Annotated in this window: 13 protein-coding genes; 6 read left to right on the top strand and 7 right to left on the bottom strand. The window is 59.2% G+C overall.

Going from position 1 to position 12117, the window contains the following annotated elements; genetic code table 11:
• Positions 1-12: 12 nt before the first annotated feature.
• Positions 13-1647: an FAD-dependent oxidoreductase gene (locus tag DXY37_RS11320; protein ID WP_115126766.1), complete on the top strand. Its 1635-nt coding sequence runs from the start codon at positions 13-15 to the stop codon at positions 1645-1647.
• A gap of 51 nt (positions 1648-1698) precedes the next feature.
• Here the strand turns inward: DXY37_RS11320 and DXY37_RS11315 are convergent, their stop codons facing one another.
• From DXY37_RS11315 to DXY37_RS11305, 3 genes are all read right to left on the bottom strand, one after another.
• The gene (locus DXY37_RS11315; RefSeq protein WP_170951878.1) at positions 1699-4149 is read right to left on the bottom strand and encodes a DUF1254 domain-containing protein; all 2451 of its coding nucleotides are present in this window, start codon (positions 4147-4149) and stop codon (positions 1699-1701) included.
• A gap of 311 nt (positions 4150-4460) precedes the next feature.
• Positions 4461-6290: a gamma-glutamyltransferase family protein gene (locus DXY37_RS11310; protein ID WP_244277106.1), complete on the bottom strand. Its 1830-nt coding sequence runs from the start codon at positions 6288-6290 to the stop codon at positions 4461-4463.
• Positions 6291-6352: 62 nt separating this feature from the next.
• Complete coding sequence (locus tag DXY37_RS11305; protein ID WP_115126764.1) at positions 6353-6856, bottom strand: DUF3828 domain-containing protein; 504 nt, start codon at positions 6854-6856, stop codon at positions 6353-6355.
• Between the two features lie 197 nt (positions 6857-7053).
• On the opposite strand from DXY37_RS11305, the gene DXY37_RS13465 reads away from it, so the two are divergent.
• Positions 7054-7215, top strand: a complete 162-nt coding sequence (locus DXY37_RS13465; protein ID WP_170951877.1) for a hypothetical protein — start codon at positions 7054-7056, stop codon at positions 7213-7215.
• A gap of 215 nt (positions 7216-7430) precedes the next feature.
• Positions 7431-7967: a hypothetical protein gene (locus tag DXY37_RS11300; RefSeq protein WP_115126763.1), complete on the top strand. Its 537-nt coding sequence runs from the start codon at positions 7431-7433 to the stop codon at positions 7965-7967.
• Positions 7968-8007: 40 nt separating this feature from the next.
• On the opposite strand, the gene DXY37_RS11295 is transcribed toward DXY37_RS11300, so the two are convergent.
• Positions 8008-8871 (bottom strand): M28 family peptidase, encoded by an 864-nt coding sequence (locus tag DXY37_RS11295; RefSeq protein ID WP_244277104.1) that lies wholly within the window; start codon positions 8869-8871, stop codon positions 8008-8010.
• Positions 8872-9308: 437 nt separating this feature from the next.
• On the opposite strand from DXY37_RS11295, the gene DXY37_RS11290 reads away from it, so the two are divergent.
• Entirely contained in the window at positions 9309-9581 is a 273-nt protein-coding gene (locus DXY37_RS11290; protein WP_115126857.1) for a DUF1651 domain-containing protein, read from the top strand.
• A complete protein-coding gene (locus DXY37_RS11285) occupies positions 9551-9877 on the top strand; it encodes a hypothetical protein (RefSeq protein ID WP_115126762.1) in 327 nt (108 codons plus the stop codon). Before DXY37_RS11290 ends, DXY37_RS11285 begins: the two co-directional genes overlap by 31 nt.
• 29 nt (positions 9878-9906) lie before the next feature.
• Here the strand turns inward: DXY37_RS11285 and DXY37_RS11280 are convergent, their stop codons facing one another.
• Both DXY37_RS11280 and DXY37_RS11275 read right to left on the bottom strand, forming a co-directional pair.
• Positions 9907-10173, bottom strand: coding sequence for a hypothetical protein (locus DXY37_RS11280; protein ID WP_115126761.1), 267 nt, complete (start codon positions 10171-10173; stop codon positions 9907-9909).
• Between the two features lie 101 nt (positions 10174-10274).
• On the bottom strand, positions 10275-10529 hold the full coding sequence (locus DXY37_RS11275) for a hypothetical protein (protein WP_115126760.1): 255 nt from the start codon (positions 10527-10529) through the stop codon (positions 10275-10277).
• 500 nt (positions 10530-11029) lie between these two features.
• On the opposite strand from DXY37_RS11275, the gene DXY37_RS11265 reads away from it, so the two are divergent.
• On the top strand, positions 11030-11215 hold the full coding sequence (locus DXY37_RS11265) for a chlorophyll a/b-binding protein (RefSeq protein WP_115126759.1): 186 nt from the start codon (positions 11030-11032) through the stop codon (positions 11213-11215).
• A 5-nt stretch (positions 11216-11220) separates the two neighbouring features.
• Here DXY37_RS11265 and DXY37_RS11260 read toward each other — a convergent pair whose 3' ends face one another.
• The gene (locus tag DXY37_RS11260; protein ID WP_115126856.1) at positions 11221-12105 is read right to left on the bottom strand and encodes a GNAT family N-acetyltransferase; all 885 of its coding nucleotides are present in this window, start codon (positions 12103-12105) and stop codon (positions 11221-11223) included.
• Between the last annotated feature and the right edge of the window lie 12 nt (positions 12106-12117).

Raw genomic sequence — 12117 nt, 5'->3', positions numbered from 1 at the left:
CACAGCAGCTTCATGGTCGAAACGGGTTCTTCAGCGCAGCAGCAATCGCATGTGGTGGTGGTCGGCGCCGGTTGGGGCGGCTGGGGTGCCGCCAAGGCGCTCTGCGAAGCAGGCGTGCGCGTGACCCTGATCGATGGGATGGCGGATCCCAGCGGCAGTGAGCCGATCACCACCGAGAGCGGCAAGCCGTTCGAGGCCGGCACCCGCGGCTTCTGGAAGGACTACCCCAACATCAATTCACTCACCGATGAACTGGGGCTCGGTTCGATCTACACCGACTTCACCACCAGTGCCTTCTGGTCGCCGGATGGGCTGGAGGCCACCGCACCGGTTTTTGGTGATGCGCCACAGCTGCCCAGTCCGGTGGGTCAGGTGCTGGCCACAGTGAAGAACTTCAAGCGACTGCCGGTGCCGGATCGGCTCAGCATCGCCGGCCTGCTTTACGCCATGCTCGATCTCAACCGCAGTGATGCGGTGTACCGGAGCTACGACGCCATCGATGCGCTGACGCTGTTCAAACAGCTGCGCATCAGTGATCGCATGATCGACGACTTCCTGCGCCCAACGCTGCTGGTGGGACTGTTCAAGCCGCCGGAGGAGCTCTCAGCAGCGGTGACCATGGAGCTGCTCTACTACTACGCCCTGGCCCATCAGGACTCGTTTGATGTGCGCTGGATCCGCTCCAAGAGTATTGCTGAACAGCTGATTGCGCCGCTCAGTGAGCGCTTGCGTGAGCGCCATCAGCTCACGGTGCTGGGCGGCACCCTGGCCAGCAAGTTGAATGTCTCATCCGATGGCCAGAGCATCCGATCGCTGGAAACCCGCAACGTGATGACAGGCAGCAGCGCTGTGCTCGATGACGTGGATGCGGTGGTACTGGCCGTGGGTGCCAAGGGCATGGGCTCTTTGATGGCGCAGTCGCCGCAGTGCGGCGTGCTGGCACCGGAGCTGGTTCAGGCCGGCACGCTTGGAACGATCGACGTGGTGTCGGTGCGGTTGTGGCTGGATCGCTACGTGCCGGTTGCCGATCCCGCCAATGTGTTCTCGCGCTTCAGTGCACTGCAAGGCTCCGGTGCCACCTTCTTCATGCTGGATCAGCTGCAGAAGCAGTCGGAGCCTGAGCTCTGGGGTGGTCAGACCCCTCAGGGATCGGTGATCGCCAGCGACTTCTACAACGCCACCGCGATCGCCGAATTGAGCGATCAGGCCATCGTCGATTGCCTGATGCAGGATCTGCTGCCGATGGCGCAGCCCGCCTTTGGCGAGGCCAAGGTGGTGGATCAGGAGGTGCGGCGCTATCCGCGTTCGGTGTCGCTGTTCTCACCGGGAAGCTTCAGCAAGCGGCCGCCGCTGGAAACCTCATTGGCGCCGGTGGTCTGCGCCGGTGACTGGGTGCGGATGAGTGAGAGGGAACATGGCGCAAAAGGGTTGTGCCAGGAACGCGCCTATGTGTGCGGTCTGGAAGCGGGCAACTCGCTGCTGCGTCGCGGCATCGTGCGCGGCGACAGCGTGCCCCGCAGTCGCCAGCATCCTGTGATTCCGATCCGGACGGATGAACCGCAGGTGCTGCTGGGTCGTGCCCTCAACAAGCTGGTGATGGATCCGCTGGAGACCCTGGGCATCAACTGGCCCTGGCTAGCGAGCTAGGTCGCAGTCAGATCCCACTCCATCAAGATGAACGGGGGGTGGCGCCTTCGCTCAAAGGTCAATCGAATGAATCGTGAACAGCCCGTCATTGCGGTCATGCTCATCGCCGCCAATGCGCTGATCCTCAAAGGCGAAGCTGCTGCCGCTGAGGAGATCGAAATGTCGGTAGTCCCCTGCATTGGCGCTGTCGAATGCCGTGAACATCAACCCTTCTCCGTTGTGCACGATCGGGGCGTAGAGCTGACCGGTCTTCAGCTCGATGGCGCCTTCCTGGATCGAACCGAGGCTCGTTTCAATCGGAGCCTCGGGGTGCACCCGACTCTCCCAGGCCTGGTCCAGGTAGCCGATCTCATCGGGAAGGACACCATCAATGCTGCCGGTGATGTCGTCGATGGCATAGAAGAAGAGCCGGTTGTCGTAGGAGCCGTTTCGGGAGTAGCTGTAATTCACCGTTGCGGTCTGGCCGTTGAGGGCCTGGGGCAGGATGCTGAGGTCGATCAGGGCTCCAACGACATCGCCGTTGAACACCGAAGTGACGTCGAGTGGGTTGGTGGATCCGAATGCGGCATCTTCGGCTTTCACCCGTTCTTCAGCGGAGTCGCTCAGGAGATCCCAGGTATAGAGGCGGTTGAGACCAAGACGCTGGATCACTGGAGGCACGTAAAGGTCGGCAGACTCACGCCGTCGGTTATTGGGCGCGAGAACCGATGGTGTGTCCGTTTTCGGCAGGTAGTAGCGGACCATTACCTGGAATTCACTGGCATTGGCTGGGTTGGACGACCCCGAACCGGTGATCGAAGGGATGGGAAGCCAGTTCTGCACGTTGGATTGAGGCTCGAAGCTTGAGAGGCTGAGAGCGAGGTATCCATCGCTCTCGATGGCGAGGGTCGTGCTGGCATTGGTTTCATCTGCCAACTGACTAGATCCGAGTTGAGCGACGGGGTTAATCCATCCAAACGACAGGCTGCTGCCAGGTGCGCCATTGAGCGAGAGCTCCGAGCCAGGGGTGGGGGATCCAGCACCACCAATCGGGATTCCGTTGCTGGCGAAAGATGATTGATACTCAGATGACAGCGAGAGAAAGAGTTCGTTGCCGATCTCCTGAGCTTCATTCACGTAGTAAATCGTGTTGGCATCAAGGCCGTTCACGCCATTTGTAGAGCCTGTCAGCAGGGCTGTGCCAACAGCTGTTCCCCGATTCCAATTTCCGGGTTTTGCTGTTAAAAGCCTCCCATCCGCTGTGAGCTTGGCTGTGGCATTGATAGGTGAATAGGCCGTGTTCTGTATGGCGTTCTCAATCAAGAAAGGCTGGTAAGCATTCCCTGGGTTTGGTTGGTAAATCGTGAAGGCCCAGAAGCCCTGGGCCGGACCATATGTTTCGGTTTCGGGCGGAGCTTTCTCTGCTCGTGCCGGCAGAACAATTTGGTAGTTGTAGGCACTGGTGAGTGTATTTCCTTCGTTGTCGATTTCGGTGGTGGGATAGACAGCGTCATTGGGGATATTGGCTGCACCTCCTTGAACAGCAACACCAGCACGAACTAGCCATGAACTCCAAGTGTTGGGGTAAACCCCGATATCTTTGTTGGAGATGTTCCAGCCATTGTTGACATCCACGTTGCCTTCCACCAATGCTGTGGTGGCTTCATTCAGCAGATTAAGGCCGTAGCGATAGGCCTCCTGGAAGACAACTCTTTCTTGAGCTGTCCAGTTGGCGGGAAGGGAAAAACCTGTCTCCAGATTGAAGCCGATCGTGGCAAAACGCTCATTGAGGTCAGCCCGGTCTTCAGGTGTAAGAGCAGAGGGAGGCTGGTAAGGCGTGTCGGAATTCTGTAGCGAGTTCTGGTTCCCGATCCAGATTTGATAAGGGGGAGGTGTGACATTGGTCTCAAGTTCAGCAGGGACAGGATTGAGTGCCAGTGCTTTAGAGACTTGCGTGAAGAACTCCACAGCATGCGTGGGGATCTCTCCCCATGTCCTGCTTGCTGCTTGATTCGTCGATGATTGGCTGATTGGTTTGGAGTAAGGGACGACTCCGGTTTCCTTGAAGTCCTTCAGAGATGTGAGCTGAAAACCGCTACCCAAATCATCTTTGCTGCCGTTGATGAAAGCACGCGTGGCTGTCATCGCATCGGCGTCCAGCGTGTTGGTATCGATCCGTGCCGTGATCCAAGCCAAGGATGTATCCACCGGGAGCACCGGCAACTTGGCCCCCTGGATGGTGACTTCTTGAAGGCCCCTTCCGTAATACGTGCTGTCAGGCCCAATCAAAAGAATCTGTTGGGGAAACTCAGATCCACCCTTGGGGATCGTTCTGGGCCCAAATGATCCAACAGTGTTGATGTAAGCATCCAGAACTGCGAGGATGTAGTAGGCATCATCAGGATTCTTAGGGAGCTGCAAAACCTGTTCCCCGTGATCGGTTTCATCAACCTTTCTGAGGTCAAGCCATGCGGGCATGTAGAGCACCGAAGCATTGGGTGCTGGCGACGAACTCTGATTCAACCAGCTTGCTGCAAAACTAGGCTTAAAAAGTGAGTTTGCAGGCGCCTGAGTGCGGGTATTTAGGTTGTATAAACGGTAAGTTTGATTGAGTGGATAAGACCAGGTCAAGGCCTCCAGAGTCGAACGAAAAATAGAATTCTCATCAGCATTAATATCTAATAAACCGCTGCTTTTCTTGAAATCATCCAGCAGAGATCGAATATTTAATCCGCTTCCATCGGCTGACACGTAATCACCAGGCCATGCAAGGGAGCTCATTGAGCTAGGTCAGTAGTCAAATTTTTTTTAGCGAAGGAGCTGGCGATTGGCAGTTAAGGGTCTGACTTCAGATCCTGCGGTTGACATCTGGAATGGCGTGAACTCAGATCAGCGATGGCCAGCGCTGTGCCTTCCCGGCGTGGGTCAGCCGCCCCATGCCAGCGGCCGTTGATCCTTTGCACCAGAGCAGTGCCGCTGCCAACCCGCTGCAGGCGTGCGGGTTGATCGCTGGTTTGCAGCTGATCCAGCGGCAGCGGCCAGGGGATCGGTGGATCCTGTTCCAGTACAAGCCCTTGGCCGCGGCTGGAGAGATGGGGCATGCCCACGCTCCGCTGCGGTGATTCGTTCCAGACCAGTGAGGCCAGCAGCACCCGGCTGAGCAGATGAGGAATGCTGCGGCCTCCCGGGCTGCCGAGCGCCAGCACCGGCTGGCCCTGCTTGAACACCAGTGTGGGCGCCATCGACGACATCGGCCGCCGGCCCGGCAGACGGCGGTTGGCGACCGCTTGGTCGTCAACCTGAGGCTCAAAGGCGAAATCGGTGAGCTGATTGTTCATCACCATGCCGGCCACCAGGTGCCGACTGCCGAACACCGTCTCCACCGAGGAGGTGTAGCTGGCGATGTTGCCGAACCGGTCTACGATCGTGACCTGGGTGGTGCCCTGTTCGCGGCCCTGGTTCGGGCGGCCATAGGGGTAGCGACCGATCCCTGGCGGCAGCCCCGGTGCGGGTTCGGCTGCGGGTTTGGCCTTGATCATGTCTGCACGCCCCTTGATGTAGGCCGGATCCAGCAAGGCCGCGGCGGGACCACCACCATCTATCGGGTCATGCACCCAGTAGAGGCGGTCGGCATCAGCCCAGGCCTGGGCTCTGGCCAGTTGCCGCCAGGTTTGCGGATCAGCGGCGCTGGAGCCGGGCAGATCCGTGGACTGGTTCAGCAGGGAGAGGGTCTGCAGCAAGCCCACGCCACCACTGCTCGGCGGCGGCATCGTGCAGATCCGGTGCTTCAGTTGCTCGCTGCAGAGCGGTTGGCGGCGCAGCACCGCATAGGAGGAGAGGTCTGTTGGGCTCCAGCCGCGGAAGTCAGGGTCGCCGGCCTGCAGCCTGGCCATCTCCCGCAGGATCTGCCGGGCCAGGGCTCCGCGATAAAAATCAGAACCGCCGTGTTGCACCAGTGCTTCCAGCGTGCGTGCCAGCTGCGGATTGCGGAAGGCTTGATCGGCCGGTGGTGGCTTGCCGCCGGGAAGGTAGAGCGCCGTGAATGCTGTGTTGTGCCCCACCCCGATGCGCTGGGCCAGGTTGATCGACCGCAGCAGCCGCGGGCTGGGAAGGAAGCCATCGCTGGCCAACTGGATCGCCGGTTGCAGCGTGCGGCCCCAGCTCAACCGTCCGAACTGCTGATGGGCCTCCCAGAGCAGCGCCACGGTTCCGGGGATGCCGATGGCATTGAGTCGTGCTGTGGCCTCGCGCCAGGGCAAGGGTTTTCCGGTTGGCGTCAGCAGATCGCCGGGCCGGCTGCTACGTGGTGCGACTTCACGCCCATCCAGCACCTCCAGGTTTTGTTGCTGGCTGTCCCAATAAAGAAGGAAGCCACCACCGGCGAGGCCGGAGCTCTGCGGTTCAACGACAGCCAGCACCGCCTGGGCTGTGACCAGCGCATCGGCTGCGGTGCCACCCTCTTTGAGAACTCTCAGTCCTGCTGAACTGGCCAGCGGATTGGCGCTGACCACAACCGCAGAGCCAGCGGCTGTGGAGATGGGCTTGCGGCCTGGGTCGGAGGATTCCGGATCATCGCGGCTGATCGGTGCTGCAGCAGCTGCCGCAAGGCTGCCGGCACTCAGCACGAGCAGCAGAGCTCTGAGCAGTGGGGCAGGGCTTGGCAAGTGGCGTCGTTGGCTTCGCACACCAGCTTGGTTGCTGCTGAGCGTCTGCGCGGGGGCGTGGCTCAGGGCGTGGGATGGACCAGCTTCTGTAGAAATGACCTCAGCTCAAACACCTTTGCATCGAGATAGGTGATGTTGTTGATGCGCCAGCCGCCCTTGCTGTTGTTGAGCCCGTAGAGCAACCTTTGCGGGGTGCCGCTGGATTGGCCACGCAGGCCAACATCCACAGCCACTTCAGCCTGGATGCTGTTGCCCTTTTCGGCGCTGCAGCCTGTGACCTTGGCTCCGTAGGTTGCCACCTGTGTGTTGCTGAACACGTCGAAATCGAGAAAGCGTCCATCACGCGCGGGCGTGAGTTGTCTGGCCTCCAGCAGCAGCTTGAACAGTGATGGTGTGAAGCGCTGGCGCTGGCTGGAGAATGCTTTGTCGGGGTCTTCGTTGCCATCGAATGGCTTTACATGCCATTGGTAGAGACCATCGATCTGATCGATCACGCCTTTGGGGCAGGCTCGATCGGCGGCCGGAACCGCAACGGCGATCAGGCTGGTGGCCAGCAAAGACAGCATCGGTGTGCTTCGGTTGGTATCAGTCTGGCTGCGACAACCCACTAGGACTGTTGATGGATTAGTGCATAAAAAGTGATCGCCGATTCGTTTCAATTGTCTCCAATCACACCGCATTGCTGATCTCAAGGCGGCATGATTTCTGGACGTGGATGGTCAAGCCGACCAGGACGCGGAAACCAAATAAACGGACCAGTTCAATGAGCCGAAGAGGAATTCATCCCCTGCTGATGGGGTTGGACAAGACCAAGCGCAAACCGATCGAGAAGAAACAGGTTGAACTGTCTGGCTATGAGTCAGCGCAGCGCAAGCGTTTTCTCCGTTCTGAAGCCGAAGAGTCTGAGCAGAGCAAGGCCGCCTGAGGCTGGAGCTCTCAAGCTGGTTGGATCAAGAGGGGGGCGACCGGGGTCGCCTCCGTCCTCATGATGTGGGCGCCCCACCAAGAGCGTTTCCCACAATCCATTGATGGCAACGGAATTGAGATCAGGCAACCGTTGATGCCACTGGATAAGAGAAGTTAAGGCGCAGTGATCGGGCTGATGAAGTCTTGGATATTTGATCAGATCCTGATCGGAACATGATTCGCAGAATCGCAGCGCTAACGCTTTTCGCCGCGTTGAGCGGAGGCGTCATCCCTGTCTCAGCGGAGCCGGTGAAGCAGCTGCTCCAGACCCTTCCTACGAGTCTGGGATCGAATGCTGAGCTGATGTTCAGTGCCAATCCGTTGGGGCAGTTGGCGCTCAATAGCCGGCATCAAAACACCACGCTGGAAGCGCTGCTGGCCAAAATTCGTGCCGATCTCACCAACGCCGGTTACTGCGAAGAACCGATTCGCACCAATGTCACCCGGGGAACGTTTTCAGCCACCTGGGCACCGCCAAAAGGAACGGTTGTTGATGGCACACAGCAGGGCAAATACGCAGTGCTGGCGACGCAGGCCGTGATGCTGAATCCATCTGTTGTCAACCTGAATGTGAGCTTCAGGGAAGTGCTCGGTGGTAATCAGGCCGTGATCACCGAGTGTTATGGCGGCTCCTCTCTGAACAGCAACCCTTCTGGATCAAAACCGTCGTCAAAACCATTGGCTTCACCAGTCAGGATCAAGTTGTTCTGAGCCGAAGCCTGTCTGCCGGGAAGTTGCTGCCGCCCCTGCTTTAAAGCCTTCCCAGCGCCAGCTCCAGCCCATCAATCACTGAGGCCAGGAAGGGCAGATCAAGCGTGTCGATCGTGTCGCTCATCTGGTGATAGTGCGGGTTTCGCATGAAAGATGTGTCTGTCACCATCAGGGCGTTGTAGCCCTGATCCCAGAAGGGGCTGTGGTCGCTGCGGCGTACACCGGGCACATCGATGCCAGCGCGCGGCACCGGCAGAGCTTTGCTTTTCACGTGTTGCCCCATGGCATGGGTGAGCCTGGAGAGCATCAAGCCAGCGCGGGCATTAGCCACCAGGGCAATGAAGTCGCCGCGGTTGCCGTAGAGCCTGCCCATGGCGGGGTGGGGGTAGCTCTGTTGGCCGCTGGTGTAGGCGAGCATCTCCAGACTCACCATCAGCTTGAGCCGTTGCTGCTCAGCTCTGAGCTGATAGGCCAGCATGGTGCTGCCGATCAGGCCCCATTCCTCCAGATCGAAGCCCACCAGCCACACAGGTCGCCGTGGTGGTGCAATGCTCCAGCGCCTGCCCAGTTCCAGCAGGGCAGCCACCGCACTGGCGTTGTCATCGGCGCCGATCGATTGCAGCGGCCCGTCGTAATGGGCCCCCACCAGCAGCGGCCGGCGCCTGGGATTGCGGCCGGGAAGTTTCAGGATCAGATTCACGCCCTCATGGCTGCCGCGCCTGAAGCTGTGTTCCTCCACATCCCCGAGTGCGGCGAGCTGTTGGCGCACGTAGCTGCGCACGGCCATCAGACCCACTGGATCCCAGCTGGCATGGCGTGGAATGGCGATGGCGTCCAGGTCCTTTCGGCAGGCGGGAGAGAGCAGGGCCATTCCCCCATTCTGATCCGCCTGCTTGGCCGGCACCCAGGCAGGAAAAGCCTCCCCCGACGCCTTTGAAATCTCAAGCAGCGCCTTGAGATCTTCCAGGGGGAAAACCGTCTGCTCCGGTTGCGGGGATCTCTATCGCAATCGACCAGGCAGCTGGCTTGTGCATCGGACAGATACCTCGCAATCAAGCAAATACGACCTGCGGGCCATCAGCTCATCACCTTGGGCTGAGCCGGAGCCTTTTAATTTCGCAGCATCAAATGCAGATCCAACGGATGTCCGATCCGACTCAGCCATCGGTCTGGCCGGCCATGCTGCCCACGTTTCTGTTCTTCGGTGGGCTGGCGTCCGCCGCTCTGCTCACCCAGCTGATCGCCTAGCTGCAGCGGCCCATGTGCTGCAAAGCACTGGCTGGAGTGAGGTTCTGTGAATTCTGGGCCGCGTTGCCAAGGATCACAGCGAAACTTTCCGGCATGCCGAACTGGGACCAGGTCACTCATGAACCACCGCTGCAGGCCGGCAGGGATGGCTGGCTGGTGAATGGTGATGAGCAGCTGCTGGTGAGGTTCAGCAATGGCCGCTCCACCGCTCATGGTCAGTGGGTGATTCTGAGCACCTATCGCTGGGTGAGGCCTCACCCCCCGGAGCCGCAGAGTCAGAGACGGATGCTGCAGCACAACGCCATCGAGGCCTGGCAGAATATGCAGAAGGTCGGTTGGCGGCGCTGCCGTCCACCGGTGCGCTGAGGCTGTTTTGCAAACGCAAGACGCGTGACAGCGATTTGCCGGGGTTTACTGATCTGCGGGTTGCCATTGAACGGCGAGCCGGTTTGATCCTGGGCAACAGGGCTATGCCCATGGACCGCGCTCAGAATCTCGCCGGACTTGCCTCCATCGCAGTGGCCAGACAATCCATGGGCGAAGCCAAATGGCAAACCATGGAGAACATGCGCCGGGCTGCCTACATCCATCGCATCGTCGACTGCATGCTCACGGGCCAGGTTGCGCGTCTTCCCGATACCTATCGGATCAACCCGGTGTGATCCAGCCATCCGTGTTCTGGCTTCCTGGCTTATCCAATCGGTGGGAGGAGCTGCCAAGACCACTGGATCAACCAGGCAATGGCCAGCGAATGCAGAACGTAAGGGAACTGGTCGCTGAGCTTGGGGAACTGACGCCGGGCTGAACCATCACTGCTGTCTCCAGCCGGGCCTTGGCTCAAGGCAAGGTGTGCTCCCCAGTTCAGCACCAACCAGGCAGAGACCCACTCCACTAACAGGTATTGATCGAGTCCGAACATCCCCACTGCGCCCTCCGTGATGCAGGGGAACTCTCGCAAAGTTGCGATGACCGGACTTCACTGGGCGTGAACAACGGGGGATGACAACGCTGCTGCCGTCGTTATGAAGTTGCGGAGCTCTGATCAACTCAGTTTGACGTTCACAGGCTGCTCACAACAGGAGCCAGCAGCATCGCCAGCCCAGCAGCGCCCAGGGATATAATCCAGGCCAACAACCGCTTACGCACGGCGACCGGTCGCGGGTCAAGCCCCGTGAGGACCATAACGCTGGCATTGCCGAAAAGCCGAATGGCCACTGTTATCAGGGCCAGAGTTAGCAGCCTTACTTCCATGCTGATCCGCTGCTTGTGCCCCTGAATGACTTCCTGCCATCTGTAGCCAGGGGAGTGAATCAAGGCTTCGCCATCGCCCTTTGCGGGCTGGCTGAGTTCCGACTAGCCCGGTGCTGAATCGTTCAGCACCGGTCCCACCTAGGCGACCAATCGACCATCAGATTGGACTTACAACCTGGCAACAGCTGCCTAAAAAGCCTTGCATCACCTGAAGCACCAGCACAGGTGAAATGCATCCCAACCACTGAATCATTTGCGGGTGTCCATACGTCCTGGCGCTGTCCCACCAGCGCCCGAACGACCAATCAGCCACCTCTGACTCATTGGACCTCAAAGCTGCCACCTCAGCGGGGTCAGTCAATGTGTCGCCGACATCCTTTGACCAATGAATATTGGCCGTTGTTGCTGTTCAATCCCGCTGAGCAGTCCATCAAAACGGGTGACTCTGCTCCTGACCGACCTGCCCGAGAAGGTCCTGAAACCGAACCTCCAAGGGCGGCTGTCACCTCTCCCAAGCGTCATCGAAGGGTCATAGACCGATCAGGTCCCACTCGGAGACAGCCATGACAACTCCAACTCTTCTGGCTGATGAGCGCTACTGGCAAGACCTTGCCGCTGCACAGATGCGCCTTGAACACCTGGCAAAAGCTGAACGCCTGAACGGACGTCTGGCCATGCTCGGCTTTGTTGCTCTGATCGGCAGCGAAGCCCTGCTCCACCAGGGTTTGCTGATGGCGCTGGGTTTTTGATCTGATCAGCCAAGTTCTAGGCAGGCCAGCCCGTATACCTCATCCAGCTGCCTAGATGGCATCACGCCGCGGTACATCCGCAGCGTGCGGCCAACGGCTTTGAAACCAAGTTTCTGCAGCAGCGGCGCGGCCAGGGCATTGCCACCCGGTGAATCCATGATCACCAATCCCTTTCTGGCACTGAGTAGATCCATAATCAACAGCTCGGCCAGTTCAGGGGAATCCGCCAGTAAGGGGCCGATGCGCCAGCCCGCTTCGTTTTTCAGCAGGCAGGGGCGGATTCGGGCAAAACCGTGGCAGTCCTGCTGACTGTCAATCAGTGCCGTGACATCACCGGCTGGGTGATGCAGCCAATCAGACAGAAAGTGCGGTCGGGGGTTGAGTTCACGATCAGCGTCATAGATCTGAACCTCGGGTTCTGGGATGTCATCGCCATGAATCAATCTGAGCCCTCTCGGCCGTTCCAGAGCTCTGATCTGATGAGGAAGAGAGTCAAGCTCAAGCTGCCACCGCGTCGTTATGGAAGCCGGTTGAAACCCCCAGTTTGAGTAATCATCAATCCTGTTTTCGGCTGCTTCGAGCCCAACGCAGCTCACGTCATGGAGGTGGTCAAGAGCTTCTCGCCAGAGCTTCACTCCGTAGCCTCGGCCTCTCTGATCGGGGCGCACGATGTAGAGCCCGATAAATCCGTAGGCATGGTTGTAGCGGATGCCTGCGATGCATCCGATTGGATCTTCACCCAGGCAGCCGGTCCAGATGCCCTGGCGGTCGGTTTGGCGATAAATCCCAATATCTCCTGCCCCAGGGGCAAACCCTTCACTTCTCGCCCAGTCGTTGATCACTGGAATGTCAACGGGAAGGGCCGGGCGAATCGTGAATTCAGATTTCATGGACTCAGCCTG

The organism is Synechococcus sp. GEYO (genome assembly GCF_900473955.1).
Taxonomy (GTDB): domain Bacteria; phylum Cyanobacteriota; class Cyanobacteriia; order PCC-6307; family Cyanobiaceae; genus Synechococcus_C.
The sequence above is the reverse complement of the archived record's forward strand: the minus strand, read 5'-3'. Positions and strand labels throughout refer to the sequence as shown.